The organism is Paraburkholderia strydomiana, from assembly GCF_046030495.1.
Lineage (GTDB): Bacteria > Pseudomonadota > Gammaproteobacteria > Burkholderiales > Burkholderiaceae > Paraburkholderia > Paraburkholderia strydomiana_A.
Genome location: NZ_JAQQCJ010000017.1, coordinates 132,106 through 153,773 on the forward strand (window position 1 = coordinate 132,106; position 21,668 = coordinate 153,773).

Consider the following 21,668-nt stretch of genomic DNA (forward strand, 5'->3'; position numbering starts at 1 on the left):
GGTTGCCGGGACCGCCGCCTGGTCGATCGCGAAGCCACGCGTGCAGCGCCGGGCAGCAGCGGCTCAGCGCGACGCTTTACTTCGGCAGCGAACCGTCCACGCCTTCCACGTACCAGTTCAGACGTTGCAGTTCCGGATCGGTCAGCGTCTTGCCGGCCGGCACCTTCACCGCACCGGACTGATCCTTGATCGGGCCGGTGAACACGTCCCACTTGCCGCCCGCCAGTTCGTCGCGCTTCGCGGCGACCTGCTTCTGCGCGTCGGCCGAAATCGCCGAGGTGTTCAGATTCTCCAGGTTGACGGCCTTCTGCGGAATGCCCCACCACACCGGATCGTTCTTCCACTTGCCGTCCAGCACCTGCTGGATCGCCGCGTTGTAATACACGCCCCAGTGCGCGACCACCGAACCGAGATGCGCTTCAGGACCGAACTTCTTCATGTCCGAATCCCAGCCGAACGCATGCACGTGTTTTTCCGACGCGGTGGCGAGCGTCGCGCTCGAATCGGTGTTCTGCAGCAGCACGTCGGCGCCCTGGCCGATCAGCGTTTCAGCCGCCTGCTTTTCCTTGCCCGGATCGAACCAGCTGTTGATCCAGATGACCTTCGTATGCACCTTCGGATTCACCGAGCGCGCGCCGAGCGTGTACGCATTGATGTTGCGCACCACTTCCGGAATGGGCACCGACGCGACGAAGCCGAGCGTGTTGGTCTTCGTCACGTAGCCCGCGGCGACGCCGGCCAGATACGCGCCCTGGTACATGCGCACGTCGTAGGTGCCGAAGTTCGGCGCCTTCTTGTAGCCGGTCGCGTGCAGGAACACGGCGTCCGGGAAATCCTTCGCGACCTTCAGCTGGAAATCCTGAAAGCCGAAGCTCGTGCCGATGATGATCTTGTTGCCCTTGTTCGCCAGATCGCGGAACACGCGCTCCGAGTCCGCCGATTCCGGCACGTTCTCGACGCGCGTGATCTTGATCCTGTTGCCGAACTTCGCTTCCGCTTCGCGCGAGCCCTGGTCATGCGCGAAGGTCCAGCCGGCATCGCCCGGATTGCCGAGATAGACGAACGCGACACCCGGCGCGTCGGCGGCCTGCGCGGTTTGCGCGAGCGGCGCTGCGAGCGCGAGCGAAGCCGCGCCCCACGCGAAAGCGGTCAGCAGATTTCTTCTCTTCATGTTGGGTCCTGTTGTCGTGTTGGTCGAATAATAGGAAACGTCGGGTCGCGGGCTGCCCGATCAGCCCGCCGAGAAAAACGGCTTGCCGAGCGATGCCGGCGCATTCAGACGGATCGTGTTCGGATTGCGCGAGATCAGCACCAGCACGACGACCGTCGCGACATACGGCAGCATCGCGAGGAATTGCGTCGGCACGGGCACGCCGATCGCCTGCGCATAAAACTGCAGGCCGGTCACCGCGCCGAACAGCAGCGCGCCGATCAGGAGGCGCCCGGGGCGCCACGTCGCGAACACCACCAGTGCGAGCGCGATCCAGCCGCGGCCCGAGGTCAGGTTCTCCTGCCACAGATGCAGATTCACGATCGAATAGTAGCCGCCCGCGAGCCCCGCCATGCCGCCGCCGAAGGCCACCGCGCCGTAGCGCACGCCGATCACCGGAAAGCCGACCGAGTGCGCGACCTGCGGCGATTCGCCGACCGAGCGCAGCACCAGTCCGGCGCGCGTGCGGTACAGAAACCAGCCGATCACGGCGAACATCAGGAACGCCAGGTAATCGAGCGGCGTGAGGCTGAAGAGCGCGGGGCCGAGCACGGGAATCTTGGAGAGACCGGGAATGGTCCACGTGTCGATGGTCGCGCGCACCGCGGCCGACGTGTACGGCTTGCCGACATAGGCCGACAGGCCAATGCCGAAGATTGTCAGCGAGAGGCCGGTGGCGACCTGGTTGGCGAGCATGGTCAGCGTGAGAAACGCGAACAGCAGCGACATCGCGAGACCGGCGCCGATCGCGGCGAGCACGCCGACCCACGGGTTGCCGGTAATCGTCGTGACCGCATAGCCGGTCACGGCGCCCATCAGCATCATGCCTTCGACGCCGAGGTTGAGTACGCCCGACTTTTCGGTGACGAGTTCGCCCGCGCCCGCGAACATCAGCGGGATCGCGGCGGTGACGGCGCTCGAGGTGAGCGCGCTGGCTTGTTGAATATCCATGGAAGTCCGGCGAAAAGATCAGTGAGCCTGGTTGGTGAGCCTGATTAGTGAGCGGCGGCCAGCGAGCGGCGGCGCACACGGTAGTTCACGAACAGGTCGGCACCCAGCAGGCAGAACAGCAACAGCCCCTGGAACACGCCGGAAAGCGCCTGCGGCAATTGCATCGAGGTCTGCACCGCTTCGCCGCCGAGATACAGCAAGGCCATCAGGAGACTCGCGAGCACGATGCCGACCGGATGCAGCCGTCCGACGAACACGACGATGATCGCCGTGAAGCCGTAGCCCGGCGACCAGGTCGCCTGCAGCTGGCCGATCGGACCGGCGATCTCGCCCATTCCGGCGAGACCCGCGAGGCCGCCGCTGATCAGCAGCGACGTCCAGATGGTTTTCTTGTCGGAGAAGCCCGCATAGCGCGCGGCAAGCGGCGCGAGGCCGCCGACGTTCATCCGGTAGCCTGCGAAACTCTTGCGCATGAAGAGCCACACAAGCGGGATCGCGATCAGCGTGACGAACACCGACGCGTTCAGCCGCGTGCCGCGCAGCCATTTCCAGTGCCAGTCGCCGTAGAGCGTCGGGAATAGCGCATCGCCGCTGAACATCTCCGAAAGCGGGAAATTCATGCCCTGCGGATCGCGCCACGGGCCGCTCACCAGATAGATCAGCAGTTGCGTGGCCACGTACGTGAGCATCAGGCTCACGAGAATTTCGTTGGTGTTGAAGCGGCTCTTGAGCAGTGCGGGAATCGCCGCCCACGCCATGCCGCCGAGCACACCGGCGATCATCATGGTCGGCAGGATCCACCAGCCGGTGGCTTGATCCAAATAGATCGCGACGCCGCTTGCGGCGATGCCGCCGAGCAGCATCTGCCCTTCCGCGCCGATGTTCCAGACGTTGGCGCGATAGCCGATCGCGAGGCCGAGGCCGATCAGGCACAGCGGCGACGCCTTCAGCAGCAGTTCGGACCAGCCGTTCACGCTCGACAGCGGTTCGATGAAAAACGCGTGCATCGCCTGCAAGGGATCGCGGCCCACGAGGCTGAAAATCAGAAAGCCGATCGCGAGCGTGAGCAACGCGGCGATCAGCGGCACGGCGAACTGCATCGTGCGCGAGGGCGTCGTACGTGCTTCGAGTCGATAAGGAAGAATCATGGGTAGCGTGTGAGTTATTGGTTCTGGTTGTGAAGCTCGAACGACGCGGCTCGCCTCTTCTCGCCTCGCGCGCTTTACGCGTGCGCCGCCTGTTCCGCCGACGGCGCCGCGCCCTCGCGCCCGCCGAACAGACCCGCCATCCAGCGGCCGATTTCCTCGGCATTGGTCGCCCCCGTCGCGCGTACCGGCGAGAGCCGGCCGCCGGCGAGCACCGCGAGGCGATCGCAGATGTCGAACAGCTCTTCCAGTTCCTCCGAGATCACCAGAATCGCGACGCCGCGCGCCGCCAGATCGAGCAGCTGCTGACGGATGAACGCCGCTGCGCCGACGTCGACACCCCATGTCGGCTGCGCGACCACCAGCACTTTGGGCGCCTGCAGGATTTCGCGCCCCATGATGTATTTCTGCAGATTGCCGCCGGACAGGCTTTGCGCGAGCGCGTCCGGGCCGCCGCAACGCACGTCGAAGGCGTCGATGCAGCGCTTGGCGAACGCACGCATCGCGCCCGCCCTGATCCAGCCCGAACTCACCATCTGCTGACGATGCGCGGTGAGCAGCGCGTTCTCCGATAGCGACATCGCCGGCACCGCGCCACGGCCCAGGCGCTCCTCCGGCACGAAGCCGAAACCGAGCGCGCGCCGGCCGCCCGCGCCGAGACGCCCGGCCGCCTTGCCGCAAATCGTGACCGCGTCGGCGCGCACGCCGCGTTTTTCACCGGACAGCGCCGAGAGCAACTCCGCCTGGCCGTTGCCCGACACGCCCGCGATGCCGAAAATCTCGCCCGCATGCACGCCGAACGACACGTCGTGCAGCGACGTGCCGAACGGGTCGTCGCTCTCCACCGACAACTGCGTCACGTCGAGCAGCACGGCGCCCGGATTGTGCTCGCGGCGCGTGTAATCGGGCAGCGAATGGCCGACCATCAACTGCGCGAGCGACGCATGCGTCTCGCCCTTCGGCTTCACGTGACCCGTCACACGGCCGCCGCGCATCACCGTCGCGCTGTCGCACAGTTCCTGGATTTCGTCGAGCTTGTGGCTGATGTAGAGAATGCTGCAGCCTTCGGCCGCCAGCCGGCGCAGCGTCGCGAAGAGCTTTCTCACCGCTTGCGGGGTCAGCACCGACGTCGGCTCGTCCATGATCAGGAGGCGCGGATTCTGCAACAGACAGCGCACGATCTCGACGCGCTGCCGCTCGCCCACCGTCAGGCTGTGCACGTGACGCTGCGGATCGATGTCGAGCCCGTAGTCGGCCGAGACTTCGCGGATGCGTTTGGCAAGCGTCTTCAGATCGAACGGTTCGTCGAGTGCGAGCGCGATGTTTTCGCCGACCGTGAGCGTCTCGAACAGCGAAAAATGCTGGAACACCATGCCGATGCCGAGCTTGCGCGCCGCCGCCGGGTTCGCGATCTCCACCACCTCGCCTTCCCAGCGAATCTCACCGGCGTCGGGCCGCACCGCGCCGTAGATGATCTTCATCAGCGTGCTTTTGCCGGCGCCGTTTTCGCCGAGCACCGCGTGGATTTCGCCCGGGGCGACGATCAACCTGACGTCGTCGTTGGCGCGCACTGCCGGGTATTGTTTGCTGATGCCCTGGAGCATCAGCCGGGGCGTCGCCCGGGGTGCCGTCTGGGTCGGCCTCGGTGCCGGCTGCGCGGCGGCGCCGTCGCTATAAGAAGAGTCGCTCATGTGATTCCGTAGTGCGTCAGTGACTACCGGTTCCGGCGCGTCCGCCCACCTTGCCGGCGGACGATCCGTCACCACAACCGGATGACAATACCTAATTCGACCCGCTCAGTCGAGCCATCAAAATTCCCGCAAACCCGCGCCGCAGCGCGCTCTGCGGGTATGCCACCCTTGACGTCGTTTTTCGTTCATATTAAAACGCATATACCCCCACGCCCGTTCGATCAGCCAGAACATATATTTCGGAGAAGTCATGAGCCAGCAACGCGAGGCGATCGATACGTACCTACTGCGCGTCTTGCACACCTTGTTGATGGAGCGCAGCGTCACCCGCGCGGCCGTCAAACTGAATCAGTCGCAACCTGCGATCAGCGCGGCGCTGCGCCGCCTGCGCGACATCACCGGCGACCCGCTGCTGGTGCGCGGCAAATCCGGCATGGTGCCGACCGAGTACGGCCTGCGCCTGCTCGAGCCTGTGCAGAACGCGCTGCGCGAAATCGAACGCATCAAGTTCCAGCAGCACAACTTCGATCCGGCGACCTCGATCCGTTGCTACCGGATCGGCTGCCCCGACTACCTGAACGTGCTGTTCGTGCCGACGGTGGTCGAACGTTTTCGCCAGGCCGCGCCGAACGCGACGCTCGAATTTCACTCGCTCGGTCCCGCCTTCGACTACGAACTCGCGCTCGAGGACGGCAAGCTCGACATCGTGGTCGGCAACTGGCCGGAGCCGCCGGAGCAGTTGCATCTGTCGAATCTGTTCGTCGATCAGATCGTCTGCCTGATGAGCACCACCCATCCGTTCGCCAAACGCGGCGGCCTCACGCTCGACCAGTACCTGAACGCCCCGCATCTCGCGCCGACGCCTTATTCGGTGGGCCAGCGCGGCGCGATCGACGTGCATCTCGCGCGCGAGCGCCTGAAGCGTCACGTGGTCGTCACGTTGCCGTACTTCAATCTGGCGCCGTACGTGCTGATCAAATCCGATCTGATCTTCACAACGACGCGCCTCTTTGCCGATTACTACGCGAAGTTCCTGCCGCTGACCGTGGTGCCCGCGCCGCTCGATTTCCCGCCCATGCAGTACTACCAGCTGTGGCACGAACGCGTGCATTACTCCGACGAAGTGCGCTGGCTGCGCAGTCTGGTCGCCGAAGCGACCAGGACGTTGATCGACAAACCCTGACGGCTCGTTGCGCAGCCTGTTACGCGGGTGGCGGGCGTGTACCGTGCATGACGACGGCATCCCTGCGCCCTGTTCGCCCGCGTTCCCCGCTTTTCTCTCGCTTTTCTCTCGCTTTTCTCTCGCTTTTCTCTTCGCTTTTCTCTTCTACGCCGCCGCTTCGTAAAGCGTCTTCGCCAGCCGGTTGTGCTGCTCGATGACCGGCCCGAGTTCCAACGTCGTCAACTGGCCGTCTTTCACCACCACCTTGCCGCCGATTACGCTATGGCTCACCTGCGAAGGCGCGCAGAACACCAGCGCCGCGACCGGGTCGTGCAACGCGCCCGCAAACAGCGGCTGACGCAGATCGAACGACACGAAGTCCGCCGCCATGCCCGGCGCGAGCGCGCCGATGTCGTCGCGATTGAGCACTTTCGCGCCGCCCAGCGTCGCGATCTCCAATGCGTCGCGCGCGGTCATCGCGTCGGGCCCGAAACCGACCCGCTGCAACAGCAGCGCCTGGCGCACTTCGGCGACCATCTGCGCGCCGTCGTTCGAAGCCGAGCCATCGACGCCCAGCCCCACCGGCACGCCCGCGAGACGCATCCGCTTGACCGGCGCGATGCCCGATGCAAGCCGCATGTTCGAACACGGACAGTGCGCCACCCCGGTGCCCGTGCGCGCGAACAGCTCGATGCCCGCGTCGTCGAGTTGCACACAGTGCGCGTGCCACACATCGTGGCCGACCCAACCGAGATCTTCCGCATACTCGGCGGGCGTCATGCCGAACTTCTCGCGGCTGTATGCGACATCGTTGACGTTCTCCGCGAGGTGCGTATGCAGCGACACGCCATACTGACGCGCCATCGCCGCCGACTCGCGCATCAGCTCGCGGCTCACCGAAAACGGCGAGCACGGCGCGACGACCACGCGCAGCATCGCGTAGCGCCCTTCATCGTGATACGTCTCGATCAGCCGCTGCGTATCCTTCAGGATGTCCGCTTCGCGCTCGACCACCGAATCCGGCGGCAAGCCGCCGTCCTTCTGCCCGACGCTCATGCTGCCGCGCGCCGCATGAAACCGCATGCCGATCCGCCGTGCCGCCGCGATGCTGTCATCGAGCCGGCTGCCGTTCGGATAGATATACAGATGGTCGCTCGACGTCGTGCAACCGGACAGCAGCAGTTCGGCCATCGCCGTCAGCGTCGAGACTTCGATCATCTCCGGCGTGAGATTCGCCCACACCTTGTACAGATTCGTGAGCCAGCCGAACAGCTCTGCGTTCTGCGCGGCGGGCAACGCGCGTGTGAGGCTCTGATACATGTGGTGATGCGTATTCACGAGGCCCGGGATGACCAGGTGACCGCGCATGTCGAGCACTTCGTCGGCGGTGGGCGGCAACTGCGCCGTCGGCCCGACCGCGACGATGCGGTTGTCCTCGATATACAGACCGCCGTCGCGCAGTTCGCGCCTCGCGCCGTCCATCGTGACCAGCACGTCCGCGTGCTTGACCAGCATCGTTTTCTTCGGCTTACCCGACTGGTGTGCCGCCTGTTCCATCGTCATTCGTTTTCTCCGCTCCAGTACTTCCGTGCAAAGCCGCTCGAACGCGATGTGGCGGCCCGCCAACCGCGCCGCCGCGTCCCGTCGAACGCCGTTGGCCCGGTTACCCGGCGTGCTTCGCCGTCTTCGGGGTGTGCCGCAGCCGGCTCGTCTGCGCTGCGGCGCACAGGTGTAACCTTCGACGGCCAAAATAAGCATGGCAACTCGCGCCAATGCGATACCCAAGTTCAGGCTATCGATATAGTGGGCCTTTTTTGGCGCCGCTACGATCGAAGCGACGCGCAGCAGTCGACGCAAGCGACTCGTTGCGGCTTTCGTCGGGTTGTCCAACATGCGCCAGGTATTATCTTTCCTATCTCGCGCGCGCTGAACGGAACAACCTTTTTACAATGGCTGCCACGGCGCTCGCTTCAATTCGCCGACGGGTATGTAGCCACTGACGTGGAGCCTCGATCCGCCGCAAACGTATCTGGATCGGGCTGCCGCCGAAACCTCGCAAACACACAAGGAAAATTGCGAATGGGAAAGCTCACTACCCATGTGCTCGACACCGCGAACGGCCGTCCCGGCGCGGGCATCAAGGTCGAACTCTTCGCGCTGGCGGGCGACACGCGCCGCGCGCTCAAAACCACCATCACCAATGACGACGGCCGCTGCGACGCGCCGCTGCTGGAAGGCGACGCGCTCGTCGCGGGCGAATACGAACTCGTGTTCGGCGCGGGCGACTACTTCGCGTCGATCGGCACGAAGGTGCCGGAGCCGCGTTTCGTCGATCGTGTGGTGCTGCGCTTCGGCGTGGCCGACGCCGCTGCGCATTATCACGTGCCGCTGCTGGTGTCGCCGTGGTCGTACAGCACGTATCGAGGCAGCTAGAAGGCGTTGGCGCCGGCCATGTCCGATTGCATTGCGCAGACGCTCGCCGGCACTTTCCTGATGCCTCGCGAGCACCCGCGAAACGTATTCGAACGCACATGGCCTCTCCCGACCCGACGAACCTGAGACCCATAAAAAATCGACGCCGTGCGAACTGAGCGCACCGCGTCTTCGACCCCGCAGTCAGCGCGGTGAGCCCGGGCGGCCCGAGATCCGTCAGACGGGTCCAGCGCGGCGCCGAACGTCATCGCGCGTACAACGAATCAGAAGTGGAGGAGTGTCATGGAAGGCTTTATCACCGACTGGTTGAATCTGGCGATTCGCTGGTTCCACGTCGTCGCCGCGATTGCCTGGATCGGCGAGTCGTTCTATTTCGTTGCGCTCGACAACAGCCTGAAACCGCCGCAAGACCCGAACCAGCGCCGGCGCGGCGTGTTCGGCGAACTGTGGCACGTGCACGGCGGCGGCTTCTACAACATGCAGAAGTACACCGTCGCGCCCCCGGAAATGCCCGACGATCTGCACTGGTCGAAGTGGCCGTCGTACACCACGTGGCTGTCTGGCTTCGGCCTCTTCACCGTGCTGTATCTGTTCTCGCCGACCACGTATCTCATCGATAAGAACGTGCTCGACATGGGCCCGGTGGTCGCCGTCGCATCGGCGATCGGCTTCCTCGCGGCCGGCTGGATCGTGTACGACTCGCTGTGCCGCATCCTCGGCAATCGCGACAAGGTGCTCGGCATCTGCGTCGGCGTGTACGTGGTGATCGCAGCATGGCTCGCGTGCCATATCTTCGCGGGCCGCGCGGCCTATCTGATCATGGGTGCGATGCTGGCGACGATCATGTCGGCCAACGTGTTCTTCGTGATCATTCCGGGCCAGCGCAAGATGGTCGACGCGATGCTCAAAGGCGACACGCCGAACCCGATCTACGGCAAGCGCGGCAAGCAGCGCTCGGTGCACAACACGTATTTCACGCTGCCGGTGGTGTTCGCGATGCTGTCGAACCACTACGCGATGACCTACACGCATCCGTACAACTGGGCCGTGCTGCTGGTCATCATGCTGGCGGGCGCGCTGATCCGCCAGTTCTTCGTGATGCGCCACCGCGGCCAGGTGCTGTGGTATCTGCCGCTCGTCGGCATTGCGCTGATGTTCTGCGCACTCTTCTGGACCATGCCGAAGCCGCTCGTGCCGCAAGCGCAGGCCGCGAACACGCCGGCGGTCAAGGTGGCCGACATCGCGCCCGTGCTGCAACAGCGCTGCGTGGCCTGCCACTCCGCGCATCCGACGATGATGGGCAGCGCGCCGGCCGGCGTACTGCTGGATACGCCCGATGAAATCTCGCAGAACGCGCAGCGGATCTATCAGCAGGCCGTGACGTTGAAGGCGATGCCGCTCGGCAACGTGACGCACATGACCGACGACGAGCGCATGAAAATCGCGGCCTGGTTCGAAGGAGGTGCGGCGAAGTAAGCGCGGCGGCCGGACGCGAGGTTCGGCTTACCTATCGACGCAGCGGCATGAAGCGGGCTTTTCGCGCGAGCGGCAAGCCCGCTTTTTTTCGTCCTGAAGGGCGTGGCCGGGCACGGGTCAGGACGTTCCTCCATCAACATGTAGCCCTTGGGGCTACAAAAACTCTCGAAAATCGATAAAATGTAGCCCTTGAGACACAAATTCCAAAAGTGAGTTTGTGACCCATGGGCTACAATAGGATACTAATTGCCAAAATTGATGCCCTGGGGCTACATATGACCCATCTCGCCGACGTATCGGACATGCTGAAAGCGCTGCGGCGCGAAAACAACCTGTCGCAAGAGGAACTGGCGCGCCGCGCCGGCGTGGCGCGCACCACCGTCGCGCGCATGGAAACGCTCGCCCGCAACGACATGAGCGTGTCCGTGCTGCTGCGTCTGCTCGAAGCGGCAGGCTACGACCTCAAGTTCGTCGCGCATGGGCATGGGCGCACGCTGGAAGACATCCTCGCTGAACAACGCAGCCCGGAGCCAAACCAGTGAGGCTCGACGTCCAGGTGCTGGGCAGGAACGTCGCCACGCTGTTTCGCGAACGCGACGACTACGTCCTCAAATACAACGCCGACGCGCGCGCCGCCGACTTCGTCAGCCTGACCATGCCGGTGCGCGAAGAAGCCTGGCGCTGGCCGCGCGACCTGCATCCGTTTTTCCGGCAGAACCTGCCTGAAGGTTATCTGCTGAATCTGATCCGCGAGCAGTTCGGTCCGTTGCTCGACGGCACCGACCTGTCGTTGCTCGCGGTGGTCGGCGCGATGGGCATCGGCCGCGTCACCGTAACACCCGAAGGCGTCGCGCCCGGCACCGAACTGCAAGCGCTCGACGTTCAGGACATTCTGCATGGCGACAACACCGCCGATCATTTCGCGCAGCTCGTGCGCGAATATGCGCGCGCGGCCATCTCGGGCGCCGTGCCGAAGTTCATCGCGCCGCAGGAACAGGCGGCCGGCGCCGCCGCGCCGATGGTGCTCGGCAAGCCGACCATCCGAACCAGCCGCCACATCGTCAAAGGCTCGGACGACAGCACGCCGTTCCTCGGCTTCAACGAGTTCTACTCGATGCGCGTGCTGGAACGGCTCGGCGTCGCGCCGGTGGCGCGCACGCAGATGTCGGACGATGGCCGGGCGCTGGTGGTCGAGCGCTTCGACGTCGATGCACAAGGACTGCCCGCGTATGGCGTCGAAGACATGTGCGGCCTGCTGGGTTTGCCGCCGCACGAAAAATACAATTCGACCAGCGAGAAAATGCTCAATGCCGCGCGCGCCTATCTGCTCGATCGCGACAGCATGCGGCAGCAGCTCCAGCAGCTCGGCTGGCATTTGCTGACCAACTACGTCGTGCGCAACGCGGACTGCCACACGAAGAACATCGCGCTGTTCTACAGCTCGGTCGACGACGTCGCGTTCACGCCCGTCTACGACATCGTCACGACGCAGGCTTATCCGCGTTTCGCGGCCAATCCGCCGGGCCTGCCGATCGACGGCCGCAAGACCTGGGCGGCCGGCAAGACGCTGGAGCGTTTCTTCAACACGCGCATGGGCATCGCACCGCGGCAATACGCGCAGATGGTCGAGGCGTTGTGCGATTCGGCGGTTGCCGTCGGTCATGAGGTGATCGAAGCGGCACGCAACGAACCGCAGTGGCACACGGTCGCGAAACAGATGCTGCACGCGTGGGACGACGGCATGACGGCGTTGCGCTCGCCGAAGAAGAGTGTGCCATTCAGGGGGCTCAAACCGGCGATCGAAGCCGCCGGGTTTTCCGCGCCCGAGCCGGTCGAACGGGCACGCGAAGTGATCGGTCGCTCGCCGCTGCTGGGTAAGCGCTGAGGCTTCGGGCGTTGTTTCCCGTGGCGCCTGAAGGTGCGTTCAGGCTTCAGGTTCGCGCATGCAAAAAAAAGCCCACGGCGTATGCCGTGGGCTTTTCTTCGCTCACCACCTCAAACCGCTACTGCGCTCAACGCATCTTCAGTCAGCCATAGCGACTCGGCCAGATCCTGCTCATTCAGGTTGAGCCCCTCACCGCCACGATCGACGACGATAAAGTCGCTCACGTCCCCCAACGCGATCAGCGGATGGTGCCACACGCCCTTCGCATAGTTGACGCCCTGCCAGCCGCTCGTGACGAACGCGCGAATCTTCACCGCGTCCAGTTCACCCGCCGGCGCCACCACGACCAGATACGGTTTGTCGTTCAGCGGCACGAACGCCTGACTGCCGAGCGGATGACGCTCCAGCATCTTCACTTCGAACGGCAGCGTACGCGGCTGTCCGCGAAACAGGTTCACCAGCGTGCGGCCGTCCTCGTCGGTGACATCCACTTTCGCGAGATCGTGATAGCGGATCGTCGTGCCGAGGTTGATCGGAATCTGCTTCGCGCCTTCGAGTTCGATCACGTCGCCGAACGCGGCGAATGCTTCCTTTGTCAGCGGTTCGATAGCGAGCGTTTTCATGATGCGAGCGTGCCCCACAGACGCAGACGCGATACGCCGCCGTCCGGAATGATATTGAAGCGAATATGCGTGACCGGCCCGAGCGCCGCGATCTCGCTTTCGAAGAAATGCTGCTTGTCCATCTGCAGCTTCTGTTCGCCGAGCAGGACCGGCCAGAACATCGCCTGCGTGACGAGCGAGCTGTCGGTGCCGCCCTTCACGTACGCGGCCTGGATCGAACAGCGGTCAGGATAATTTCCCTTGAAGTGCGCCGTGTCCACTTCGATCTTGCCGATCACGCCCGGTTGCGCCAGCGCGACAATTGCCCAGTCGTTGCCCGGCTCGCGACGGCGCCGTGTTTCCCAACCGTCGCCCATGTTCACGCCGCGGCCCGGCATCAGCAGCGTCGACGCCGCGCCGAAGTGCTGATTGTTGGCCGCGACCAGATACGCGCCGTTTTCCATCGCGGCCAGATCGAACTGCTCGGTGCGGCTCGCGCCGGCCCAGTCGACCTGCGGCTGGCCATACACGCGCAGACGCGCGATCCCGCCGTCCGGATAGATGTTCACGCGCAGGTGCGTGTACGCGTTCGCATCGCTCACATCGAGATAGTGATGGCTATTGCCCTGCAATGTGGTGGACGGCACGATCTCGGTCCACTGCGTGGACTGATTCGGCGCGCCGTCGATCACGCGCGCCGCCTCCACCGATGCCGCCGGCGGAAAGTTGCCCGTGAAGTGGCTGGTGTCGAGGTCGAGCCCCTTGATCACGCCAGCACGCGCGAGCTTCACGACGCACCAGTCATAGCCGGTGACGCGCTTGCGGCGGGTTTCCCAGCCGTCCATCCACTTGCCGTTGTCGTCGTACTTGCCGGGGATGAAGACGGCCGGCTCCGGATTCAGCATGCGCTCCTTCGGGGCGAAGAAGTCGTCGCTGGACTCGAGCGCCTGCGCGCCCAGACGCGGGTCCGCCAGGTTCACATAGCGGCGCGTGAATTCCGGTGCGTTGGGGTCGAGAATCGGGAGTGCCATCGTTGTCGTCCTTGATGTGTGAAAGTGCTGGAAAAAACGTTGCCGTTCGAGGGCCGCGACGCGAGTCTCAGGCGTACCGGAGGCCTACGCGTCGATCAGGTCGTCGAGCCGGAAACGTGCGATGCGGTAGATCTGATCGAGGCTCGCGCGCAATTCGTCGGCGTGGCTGTTGTTCACACGTGCCTCGAAGTTGGCGATGATGCCGTGACGGTCGTAGCCGCGCACCGCGAGAATGAACGGGAAGCCGAACTTCTCGCGATACGCGCTGTTCAGCGCGAGCAGTTTGTCGAACTCTGCCTGCGTGCATTGCGCGAGGCCCGCGCCGCTCTGCTCGCGCGTCGATTCGGCGGTCAGCTCGCCGCGCACCGCGGCCTTGCCGGCAAGCTCCGGGTGGGCGTTGATCAACGCGAGCTGCTTCTCGTCACCGGCCGTTTCGACGATGCCCGACATCGTGCGATGCAGTTCGTCGATGCTCGCGAACGGCCGTTGCCGAGCGGCGATTTCCGCGACCCACGGCGAGTGCTCGAAAATGCCCGACAGCGCCGCGACGAACGCGTCGGCCGAGATGCTGTTGAGTTGGTTCAGAGTGTATTGCATCGCCTTCATGCGGCCGCCCCGCGGTTGCTTTGCTGGTAAGGATGATGTTCGCGCCAGTGCCGCGCGATATCGACGCGCCGCGTCACCCACACCCGATCGTGCTGTTCGATATGGTCGAGAAAGCGCTGCAATGCGCGAAAGCGCCCAGGGCGTCCGAGCAGGCGGCAGTGCATGCCGATCGACAGCATCTTCGGCGCTTCGTCGCCCTCTTCGTAGAGCACGTCGAAGGCGTCGCGCAGATAGGTGAAGAAGTGGTCCGCGGTGTTGAAGCCTTGCGGGCTCGCGAAGCGCATGTCGTTGGTGTCGAGGGTGTACGGCACGATCAGTTGCGGCACCCGCGCGCCGCCCGTCACGTCGACGTCCATCCAGAACGGCAGATCGTCGCCGTAGTAATCCGAGTCGTACAGGAAGCCGCCGTATTCGGCCACCAGCCGATGCGTGTTCGGGCTGTCGCGGCCGGTGTACCAGCCGAGCGGCCGCTCGCCCGTCACGCGTTCGATCGCCTCCATGCCGAGGCGCATGTGCTCCGCCTCTTTCTCCGGCGACATGTCCTGATAGTGAATCCAGCGATAGCCGTGGCACGCGATCTCATGGCCGAGTTCGACGAACGCGCGCGCCACCTCGGGATGGCGTTCGATCGCCATGCCCACGCCGAACACTGTGAGCGGCAGCTTACGCCTTTCGAATTCGCGCAGGATGCGCCAGACGCCCGCCCGCGAGCCGTATTCGTAGATCGACTCCATGCTCATGTGACGCGCCGGATACGCCGCCGCACCGACGATCTCCGAGAGGAACTGCTCCGAACCGGGATCGCCGTGCAGCACGCAGTTTTCGCCGCCCTCCTCGTAGTTCAGGACGAATTGCACCGCGACACGCGCTCGCCCAGGCCAGTTGGCCTGCACCGGGTGGCGGCCGTAGCCGATCAGATCGCGTGGGTAGTTCGGGTCGAGTGGCATGGTTTGACGGATGCGTGGTGACGGTACGTAAAATTCGCGCGGCGCTCACGCGGCAAGCACATCGCGCAGTCTGTGCATGAGCATGTGAGCCGTGCACGAGGTGCTCGCCGCCGCCGACCCAACCCTCTGAATCAGCCGCAAAAAAGCACTTCAGGCACCCGCGCCGAGTTGATCCAGTGTAGCGAAAACACCCGGGTGCGCCCATACACCCGGCCAGATAGTGCGTGTCAGACGGAATGTATGTGCTGGCCCGGCGCGCTAGCGTTTACCCGCAGCGGATCCGCGGCTTCGGCGTCGTGCGGGCGCTGCGGATCCGGATCGGCCGGCGCCGGGCTGAACGCGGCCAGCGCGCCGTCGTAGCGCTTGGCCAAGGGCCTCGCGTAGTCGCCGCGCTTGGCCGTCGACAGACGCAGTGCGACCAGCGCCTCCGTCCATTTGACAGCGGCTGTCACGCCTTCGATCACCGGCGCGCCGAGCGCGTCCTCGATCTCCGCGCATAGCTCGGCCATGCCTGCGCAACCGAGCACGATCGCGTCCGAGCCGTCCTCGGCAAGCGCACGCCGGCATTCGTCGAGGATGATGCGGCGTGCGGCCGAGCCAGGCTTGTCGAGATCGAGCACGGCGACGTCGGTCGCGCGCACGTTGCGGCAAAACCGCTTCATGCCGTAACGCTCGGCGAGGTGCCATGCCATGCCGCAGGTCCGCGCGAGCGTCGTCACCACCGAGAAGCCAGGCGCCAGCACGCTCGCCGCGTGCATCGCCGCCTCCGCGATGCCGATCACCGGACCACGCGCCAGCTCGCGCGCCGCGTATAAACCGGGGTCGCCGAAGCAGGCGATCACGTAGCCGTCGCAGCCCTCGCGCTCGCCCGCGGCGACTTCGGCCAGCAAGCCCGGCGTGGCGAGCGCTTCGTCGTAATAGCCTTCGATCGACGGCGGCCCCATGGTCGGATTCACCGCGATCACTTCGGTACCGGGCGAGGCGACTTCACGGGCGCAGCGGCCCATGGCTTCGGTCATGCGCTGCGTCGTATTCGGGTTGATCAGTTTGATGCGCATAGGAACTCCAGTTGACGCGCTTCGAAGGAAGCCCGCCTGGGACTGCGGGATTCAGCGTGCGAGTACACGATAGAACAGCGCACCGAGACCCGCGCCGATGAACCAGGAAAAATTCGCCATGCCGTCGAGCCCCGGCGTCATCACGCAGATCACCGCGATCAGCGCGGCCGGCAGCAACGCGGCCACGGCCCGGTAGTTGACGCCATTGCGATACCAGTACGAGCCGGTGGGCGCGACCGTGTACAGATCGTCGAGCACGATCTTCTGACGCTTCACGAGATAGTAGTCGACGATCAGGACGCCGTACAAAGGGCCGATGAAGCTGCCGAGCACGTCGAGCGTGTAGTGGATCACCGCCGGGTTGTTGAACAGATTCCACGGCGTGATGAAGATCGATGCCACCGCCGCGAGCATTCCGCCCGCACGCCAGCTGATGAGGCGCGGCGCGACGTTCGAAAAATCGAAGGCCGGCGAGACGAAATTGGCCACGATATTGATGCCGATGGTCGCGATCGTGAAGGTCAATGCGCCGAGGATCACCGCGGTCGGATAGTCGATATGGCCGACCGTTTCGACGGGGTCCGTGATCAGCTCGCCGAATACCGGCAACGTGGCGGCGGTCGTGATCACCGTCACCAGCGAGAAGGCGAGGAAGTTGACCGGCAGACCCCAGAAGTTGCCGCGCTTCACGCTGCGAAAACTTTTGCCGTAGCGCGAGAAGTCGCCGAAATTCAGCATCGGTCCGGAGAAGTACGAGACCACCAGCGAGGTCGCCGTGATCATCACCGGCACCACCTGCATGCCGTGATATTTGACGCCGCCCAGGTTGATGCCGATGTTGCGCCATCCCGCGCGATACACCATGTAGCCTGCCAGAATGAACATCACCACGTAGACGGCGGGACCGGCGAAGTCGATGAACTTCTTGATGGTCTCCATGCCATGCCAGAACACCAGCGCCTGCAAGACCCACAGCAGCATGAAGCCGGCCCAGCCGAGCGTCGACAGGCCCATGAAGCCATGATGATGAACGTCGGCATAAGGCAGCAGCGACGGCACGAACTTGAGCACAACGATCACCAGCGCGCTCGACGCGAGATAGGTCTGAATGCCGTACCACGCGACCGCGATCAGCCCGCGAATCACCGCGGGAATATTCGCGCCGAGCACGCCGAAGGTGGCGCGGCACGCGACCGGGTAAGGCACGCCGTTCGCCTGGCTCGGTCTCGCGATCAGGTTGCACAGCAGGTTGACGATCGTGATGCCGACCAGCAGCGCGATCAGCACCTGCCAGCTCGTCAGCCCGAGCGCGAACAGACTGCCTGCGAACACGTAGCCGCCGACGCTGTGCACGTCCGACATCCAGAACGCGAAGATGTTGTACGCGCCCCAGGTTTGATTGCGCAGCGGCGCGAGATCTTCGTTGTAGAGCCGCTCGCTGTAGCCGGCCGGCATCGACGGATCGGCTTGCGTGCCTTCGTCTGTATAAGTGGACATCGAGGGATTGCCGGGCGCTGCACTGAACTGAGCCATGATTCCTCCTTGAGATGGGGACCGTCGATAGCGCATCGAAGGACGTTGCACCGGCCATCCCGGTCGCGCCCTCCTCGCCCATCCGGGATCGAGAGAGCGGCGCCATCCGGCAGGCCGTGCCGCGGGCGTCTCCGTACTGAAGTACTTGTGGTTATCGCATCGCCAGCCGCCGCGGATTCCCGGCGATGCGTCGCTGCTCGAAGTCGGTCGCGTGGCGACGGACGTGCGTGCGCAAGCCGGCAGCGCTCACGCCGAGCCGCCTTGCAACGCCTGATTCGGTTCAATTCAATTCAGTGCCGCGCGCGCCGCTGATGGACGCGTGCCTGTTCCTGCTGATTCGTGCTCGTTGGTGCTCGTCGGTGCTCTTGCTGCATGCCTCAGCCCGATGTCGATCCTGCTTTGGACGCCTCTTTCGATGCCGCGCCCCGCGCGCCGAACACTTCATGCAGATCTGCCGCACCACGTGCGGGGCGCTCCAGCATCTTCAACTCGACGCTTTGCAGATGGCGCGACATCAATGCCGCCGCCTCTTTCGCATCGCCGGCGTCGAGCGCGGCGAGAATGGCTTCATGGTCTTCGAACGAGCAGGGACTGCGCCCAAGCGACTCGTACAGCGCGGAAATCAGCGTCGAGCGCGCGACCAGTCCATTCAGACAATCGCACAGCACGGCGTTGCCGGTGAGCCCCGCCAACTCGGTATGAAACTCGCCGGACAGGCGAATCCACGCCGGAAAATCACGTGTTTCGAACGCCTTGCGTTCACGGCCGATCATGCTGCCGATACTCTTCAATCGCCGCATGCCGTGGCCGCTGCAGATCTTTTCGACCACCGCCAGTTCGATGATGCGGCGCATTTCGAACACCTCATGCACTTCCTGCAGCGACGGACTCGCGACGAACGCACCGCGATTCGGTTCGAGATCGACGAGGTGGTCGGTCGCCAGTTGCGCGAGCGCCTGGCGGATAGTGCCACGCTTCACGCCGAATACTTCGCACAACTGTGCTTCGGTCAGCTTGGCGCCGGGTGCGAGCCGATGTTCGAGGATCGCGGCGCGGATGCGCTCTGCAATCGCTTCGGGCTTCGAACTGTTCGCGGCGACGTCTGTGTCGGACATGATTTGCGTCTCGGTATGGTGGTCATCATAGGATGGACATAAAGATTGTCAACAATTTTTCTTTGAAATTTTGACAATCTTCGTTGCGGGCCCGGTCGGCTGGTCAAGCGGCGCCTGGCGTCACAAGGCCTCGCTTCAATATGAGTTTAATTAGGTGGCGCGGAGGCTGTCTATTCGGTGCGCATTTTGTCAACAAAATGGGAAACCTTCACTGGGACTGGCCCGTACGTGGGCGACGCGAATAGCTGACAGTTAGTTGCGTTTGTAAAATCAAAAGAAAGCGGGCCATTGCCCGCTTCGCTCCGGCCCAGTCCGGCCCGTCAGGTCAGCCGAGACACGGATAGCCGGACAGGCTCAGCTCGAACCCATGCGCATCGGCGACGAGATGCGCGTCCGCGCCCACCGGCAACGTCAGCATGTTGCGGACATGCCCGAACTGCAACCCCGTGACGACCGGAATGCCGATCAACGACCTCACCTGCTCGATCGTCGCGCTCAGGTCATAGCCATTGTCGTAGTCGTACGCTTTGCTGCCCGAGAAGTCGCCGAACACGAGCGCCTGCTGCTGCGCGAGGATGCCGGCCAGATGCAGTTGATAAATCATCCGCTCGACCCGGAACGGCTGCTCGTTGACGTCCTCGATGAACAGGATGCCGCCCTGCACCGGCGGCATATACGGCGTGCCGATTAGCGACGCCAGCACCGCCAGATTGCCGCCCCACAGCATGCCCGACACGTCGACCGGCTGCGCTTGCGGCGTGTTGCCTGTCACCGTCATGGTCGGCTGCGACACAGCGGACCAGAAGTGTTGCATCGTGAATTCGCTGAGATCCTCCGCGCCGAAATCGCTCATCAGCATCGGACCACCGAACGTTTTCAAGCCGGCGCGCGCCAGCAGCGCGAGCTGGATCGCGGTGAAATCGCTATGGCCGACGAGCGCGACTGGCTGACCGGCGAGGCGCCGTTGCAGCCCTTCGTAGTCGAGTCCGTGCAGGATGCGCACCGCGCCGTAACCGCCGCGCACGGCCAGCACCACGTCGGGCAGCTTGCGCGACGGATCGGCGAGCCGGTTCAGATCGGCCGCGCGCTCGCCGTCGGTGCCCGCGAAGCGCTGATAGCGGCGCTTCGTCGCATCCTCGCCGTCGACCCGGTGTCCCTGAGCATGCAGACGACGCAACGCGCGATGCACCACCTCGGGGTCGTGCGGATATCCGGACGGCGCAATCAGTTCGAAAGTGCGATGGACGGTCATGGGCAAGACCTGCTGAAGGTGGTTGTTTTAATGCGGCTCGGTGCGGGTATGAGCCGGCTCGCCGTCGGCTTCCGGAGCCGCTTCGGGACCTGCGTCACCACGCGCCGCCGCGCGTGCCGCGCGGCTCGCGCGGCGCCGCTCGGCGAAGAACGACTTGAGCGCCGCGCCGCATTCGGCTTCGAGCACGCCGCCGCTCACCGTGGTGTGATGATTCAGTTGCGGATTCGCGAACGCATTGACGACGCTGCCGCATGCGCCGGTTTTAGGATCGCGCGCGCCGAACACGACGCGGGCAATGCGCGCGTGCATGATCGCACCGGCGCACATCAGGCACGGCTCGAGCGTCACGTAGAGCTCGCAGCCCGGCAGCCGGTAGTTCTCGACAGCTTGCGCGGCGGCGCGCAACGCGACCATTTCCGCATGTGCCGACGGATCGTGCGCGCCGATCGGATGATTGAAACCTCTTGCGATGACTTCGTCGCCGCGCACGAGCACCGCGCCGACCGGCACTTCGCCGGCCGCGCGTGCTTCTTCTGCGGCGGCCTGGGCGAGCGCCATGAAGCGGCGATCACGTTCGGAGAAAATGGCGGACACCGGTGGATCGGCGGGGGTGTTGGCGGGGGTCGCCTCTGTGCCGCTAGCGGCCGCCGACGCTACGGAAGCGTCGGCCGCGTCGGCGCACGCCGATATGGATTCGTTAGGCGCGACTGGCACGTCCGGCATTTTATGGGATTCGCCGGATGCCGGCTCTGGCCGTGGCCCTGAGGCGGCGCGGTGGACGAGCGCGTCGCTCACCGCGAACCCGCGTCAGCCGTATTGAGGTTGCCGACGCGCTCCAACAGCCGCTCGGCGATTCGCCGGCAATAGTCGCGCGGCAAAACCAGCGGGCCGCCGCGCAGCGATTCGAGCGCCATATCGAGCGCCAGCATGCGCGCCTGGAGACGGCAACGGGTAGCCTGGTCGCTCACGGCATTCAGCTCCGTTTGCAGGTCGCGCAACGCGCGCAACTGCTCGATAGCGGGCGGCACGAAGCCCGCGTTCTTCAGGATCCGGTTGGCGACGCGCACCTCTTCCGGGACCAACGCATCGTCGTCCTGGGGCAGCGGCGCACCCGCGCCCGGCAAGTCGTCGAATTCACCACGCGCGGCGGCGGCGGCAATACGCTGTTCGACAAGCGCATCAAGCAATTTCATCTGCAATCCACTACGTTGCGGCCCAAGCATTCTATCAGGGAGCGCACGACCGTTCTGCCCGTCTGGTGGGCAAAACGCGCCGGTTTTCAGATATTGCGTATTTGGGGGACGCATAGAGGTCGGCAACAGTGAAAGATCCGTCTGGGCGGCGCTTCTGGCGCAGGCGGAGGCGGCGCTGTAAGGGCCGTTTGCGCGCGTGACGCTGCTCGCCCGCCTGTTAGCTACCGCCTGCTCCGTGCCTACTGTGGCCCTGCCCTCGCTCCTTGCGCCAGGGTCATGGACATCGTGCGATCTGTCGCAATCGAACAACATATTCGCCACCCACTTGCGGCGTCCGCCGTCCGCCTGGGCTGGCGTGCGGCCGAGCGCGTTCCAACG

The 21,668-nt window shown here is 64.6% G+C and carries 20 protein-coding genes; 5 read left to right on the forward strand and 15 right to left on the reverse strand.

Annotated elements, in window-relative coordinates; genetic code table 11:
• Nucleotides 1–76: 76 nt before the first annotated feature.
• The 4 genes from PQQ53_RS22640 to PQQ53_RS22655 all read right to left on the reverse strand — a co-directional run bounded on the left by PQQ53_RS22640 (nt 77) and on the right by PQQ53_RS22655 (nt 4,997).
• Nucleotides 77–1,171 (reverse strand): BMP family ABC transporter substrate-binding protein, encoded by a 1,095-nt coding sequence (locus PQQ53_RS22640; protein ID WP_408153755.1) that lies wholly within the window; start codon nt 1,169–1,171, stop codon nt 77–79.
• 60 nt (nt 1,172–1,231) lie between these two features.
• The gene (locus PQQ53_RS22645) at nt 1,232–2,161 is read right to left on the reverse strand and encodes an ABC transporter permease (protein ID WP_408143869.1); all 930 of its coding nucleotides are present in this window, start codon (nt 2,159–2,161) and stop codon (nt 1,232–1,234) included.
• Between the two features lie 44 nt (nt 2,162–2,205).
• Complete coding sequence (locus PQQ53_RS22650; RefSeq protein ID WP_408143871.1) at nt 2,206–3,309, reverse strand: ABC transporter permease; 1,104 nt, start codon at nt 3,307–3,309, stop codon at nt 2,206–2,208.
• Nucleotides 3,310–3,383: 74 nt separating this feature from the next.
• Nucleotides 3,384–4,997 (reverse strand): ABC transporter ATP-binding protein, encoded by a 1,614-nt coding sequence (locus PQQ53_RS22655; protein ID WP_408326270.1) that lies wholly within the window; start codon nt 4,995–4,997, stop codon nt 3,384–3,386.
• A gap of 250 nt (nt 4,998–5,247) precedes the next feature.
• Between PQQ53_RS22655 and PQQ53_RS22660 the strand changes: the two genes are divergently transcribed.
• Nucleotides 5,248–6,180: a LysR substrate-binding domain-containing protein gene (locus tag PQQ53_RS22660; protein WP_408143875.1), complete on the forward strand. Its 933-nt coding sequence runs from the start codon at nt 5,248–5,250 to the stop codon at nt 6,178–6,180.
• 144 nt (nt 6,181–6,324) lie between these two features.
• On the opposite strand, the gene PQQ53_RS22665 is transcribed toward PQQ53_RS22660, so the two are convergent.
• Nucleotides 6,325–7,722 (reverse strand): 8-oxoguanine deaminase, encoded by a 1,398-nt coding sequence (locus PQQ53_RS22665; protein WP_408326273.1) that lies wholly within the window; start codon nt 7,720–7,722, stop codon nt 6,325–6,327.
• A 516-nt stretch (nt 7,723–8,238) separates the two neighbouring features.
• Here PQQ53_RS22665 and uraH point away from each other — a divergent pair.
• The 4 genes from uraH (at nt 8,239) to PQQ53_RS22685 (ending at nt 11,953) form a co-directional block, all read left to right on the forward strand.
• Nucleotides 8,239–8,592 (forward strand): hydroxyisourate hydrolase, encoded by a 354-nt coding sequence (uraH, locus tag PQQ53_RS22670; protein WP_408143880.1) that lies wholly within the window; start codon nt 8,239–8,241, stop codon nt 8,590–8,592.
• A gap of 282 nt (nt 8,593–8,874) precedes the next feature.
• Entirely contained in the window at nt 8,875–10,068 is a 1,194-nt protein-coding gene (locus PQQ53_RS22675) for a urate hydroxylase PuuD (protein ID WP_408143882.1), read from the forward strand.
• Nucleotides 10,069–10,343: 275 nt separating this feature from the next.
• Complete coding sequence (relB, locus tag PQQ53_RS22680; protein WP_408143884.1) at nt 10,344–10,610, forward strand: type II toxin-antitoxin system RelB family anti-toxin; 267 nt, start codon at nt 10,344–10,346, stop codon at nt 10,608–10,610.
• Nucleotides 10,607–11,953, forward strand: coding sequence for a type II toxin-antitoxin system HipA family toxin (locus PQQ53_RS22685; protein WP_408153759.1), 1,347 nt, complete (start codon nt 10,607–10,609; stop codon nt 11,951–11,953). Before relB ends, PQQ53_RS22685 begins: the two co-directional genes overlap by 4 nt.
• 110 nt (nt 11,954–12,063) lie before the next feature.
• Here PQQ53_RS22685 and PQQ53_RS22690 read toward each other — a convergent pair whose 3' ends face one another.
• From PQQ53_RS22690 to PQQ53_RS22735, 10 genes are all read right to left on the reverse strand, one after another.
• A complete protein-coding gene (locus PQQ53_RS22690; RefSeq protein WP_408143887.1) occupies nt 12,064–12,576 on the reverse strand; it encodes an ureidoglycolate lyase in 513 nt (170 codons plus the stop codon).
• Nucleotides 12,573–13,586 (reverse strand): allantoicase, encoded by a 1,014-nt coding sequence (alc, locus tag PQQ53_RS22695; RefSeq protein ID WP_408143889.1) that lies wholly within the window; start codon nt 13,584–13,586, stop codon nt 12,573–12,575. The genes PQQ53_RS22690 and alc overlap by 4 nt, the downstream gene beginning before the upstream one ends.
• Nucleotides 13,587–13,670: 84 nt before the next feature.
• Nucleotides 13,671–14,192, reverse strand: coding sequence for a 2-oxo-4-hydroxy-4-carboxy-5-ureidoimidazoline decarboxylase (gene uraD / locus PQQ53_RS22700; RefSeq protein ID WP_408143892.1), 522 nt, complete (start codon nt 14,190–14,192; stop codon nt 13,671–13,673).
• Nucleotides 14,189–15,139, reverse strand: a complete 951-nt coding sequence (puuE, locus tag PQQ53_RS22705) for an allantoinase PuuE (protein WP_408153761.1) — start codon at nt 15,137–15,139, stop codon at nt 14,189–14,191. Before puuE ends, uraD begins: the two co-directional genes overlap by 4 nt.
• Nucleotides 15,140–15,366: 227 nt before the next feature.
• Nucleotides 15,367–16,197: an aspartate/glutamate racemase family protein gene (locus tag PQQ53_RS22710; RefSeq protein WP_408326276.1), complete on the reverse strand. Its 831-nt coding sequence runs from the start codon at nt 16,195–16,197 to the stop codon at nt 15,367–15,369.
• A gap of 51 nt (nt 16,198–16,248) precedes the next feature.
• Entirely contained in the window at nt 16,249–17,730 is a 1,482-nt protein-coding gene (locus PQQ53_RS22715) for an NCS1 family nucleobase:cation symporter-1 (RefSeq protein ID WP_408143898.1), read from the reverse strand.
• Between the two features lie 377 nt (nt 17,731–18,107).
• Nucleotides 18,108–18,845, reverse strand: a complete 738-nt coding sequence (locus tag PQQ53_RS22720) for a GntR family transcriptional regulator (RefSeq protein ID WP_408153765.1) — start codon at nt 18,843–18,845, stop codon at nt 18,108–18,110.
• Nucleotides 18,846–19,170: 325 nt separating this feature from the next.
• The gene (ldcA, locus tag PQQ53_RS22725) at nt 19,171–20,097 is read right to left on the reverse strand and encodes a muramoyltetrapeptide carboxypeptidase (RefSeq protein WP_408143902.1); all 927 of its coding nucleotides are present in this window, start codon (nt 20,095–20,097) and stop codon (nt 19,171–19,173) included.
• 27 nt (nt 20,098–20,124) lie between these two features.
• Complete coding sequence (gene tadA, locus PQQ53_RS22730; protein ID WP_408326278.1) at nt 20,125–20,820, reverse strand: tRNA adenosine(34) deaminase TadA; 696 nt, start codon at nt 20,818–20,820, stop codon at nt 20,125–20,127.
• Nucleotides 20,821–20,888: 68 nt separating this feature from the next.
• Nucleotides 20,889–21,290 carry a DnaJ family domain-containing protein gene (locus PQQ53_RS22735; RefSeq protein ID WP_408326281.1) on the reverse strand — a complete coding sequence of 134 codons (402 nt, stop codon included), beginning with the start codon at nt 21,288–21,290 and terminating at the stop codon, nt 20,889–20,891.
• Nucleotides 21,291–21,668: the final 378 nt, after the last annotated feature.

Excerpts from the sequence above, each read along its gene's own strand:
- PQQ53_RS22640 (WP_408153755.1), bottom strand. The coding sequence starts at position 1,171 with ATGAAGAGAAGAAATCTGCTGACCGCTTTCGCGTGGGGCGCGGCTTCG.
- PQQ53_RS22645 (WP_408143869.1), bottom strand. The coding sequence starts at position 2,161 with ATGGATATTCAACAAGCCAGCGCGCTCACCTCGAGCGCCGTCACCGCC.
- PQQ53_RS22650 (WP_408143871.1), bottom strand. The coding sequence starts at position 3,309 with ATGATTCTTCCTTATCGACTCGAAGCACGTACGACGCCCTCGCGCACG.
- PQQ53_RS22655 (WP_408326270.1), bottom strand. The coding sequence starts at position 4,997 with ATGAGCGACTCTTCTTATAGCGACGGCGCCGCCGCGCAGCCGGCACCG.
- PQQ53_RS22660 (WP_408143875.1), top strand. The coding sequence starts at position 5,248 with ATGAGCCAGCAACGCGAGGCGATCGATACGTACCTACTGCGCGTCTTG.
- PQQ53_RS22665 (WP_408326273.1), bottom strand. The coding sequence starts at position 7,722 with ATGACGATGGAACAGGCGGCACACCAGTCGGGTAAGCCGAAGAAAACG.
- uraH (WP_408143880.1), top strand. The coding sequence starts at position 8,239 with ATGGGAAAGCTCACTACCCATGTGCTCGACACCGCGAACGGCCGTCCC.
- PQQ53_RS22675 (WP_408143882.1), top strand. The coding sequence starts at position 8,875 with ATGGAAGGCTTTATCACCGACTGGTTGAATCTGGCGATTCGCTGGTTC.
- relB (WP_408143884.1), top strand. The coding sequence starts at position 10,344 with ATGACCCATCTCGCCGACGTATCGGACATGCTGAAAGCGCTGCGGCGC.
- PQQ53_RS22690 (WP_408143887.1), bottom strand. The coding sequence starts at position 12,576 with ATGAAAACGCTCGCTATCGAACCGCTGACAAAGGAAGCATTCGCCGCG.
- alc (WP_408143889.1), bottom strand. The coding sequence starts at position 13,586 with ATGGCACTCCCGATTCTCGACCCCAACGCACCGGAATTCACGCGCCGC.
- uraD (WP_408143892.1), bottom strand. The coding sequence starts at position 14,192 with ATGAAGGCGATGCAATACACTCTGAACCAACTCAACAGCATCTCGGCC.
- puuE (WP_408153761.1), bottom strand. The coding sequence starts at position 15,139 with ATGCCACTCGACCCGAACTACCCACGCGATCTGATCGGCTACGGCCGC.
- PQQ53_RS22710 (WP_408326276.1), bottom strand. The coding sequence starts at position 16,197 with ATGCGCATCAAACTGATCAACCCGAATACGACGCAGCGCATGACCGAA.
- PQQ53_RS22715 (WP_408143898.1), bottom strand. The coding sequence starts at position 17,730 with ATGGCTCAGTTCAGTGCAGCGCCCGGCAATCCCTCGATGTCCACTTAT.
- PQQ53_RS22720 (WP_408153765.1), bottom strand. The coding sequence starts at position 18,845 with ATGTCCGACACAGACGTCGCCGCGAACAGTTCGAAGCCCGAAGCGATT.
- ldcA (WP_408143902.1), bottom strand. The coding sequence starts at position 20,097 with ATGACCGTCCATCGCACTTTCGAACTGATTGCGCCGTCCGGATATCCG.
- tadA (WP_408326278.1), bottom strand. The coding sequence starts at position 20,820 with ATGCCGGACGTGCCAGTCGCGCCTAACGAATCCATATCGGCGTGCGCC.
- PQQ53_RS22735 (WP_408326281.1), bottom strand. The coding sequence starts at position 21,290 with ATGAAATTGCTTGATGCGCTTGTCGAACAGCGTATTGCCGCCGCCGCC.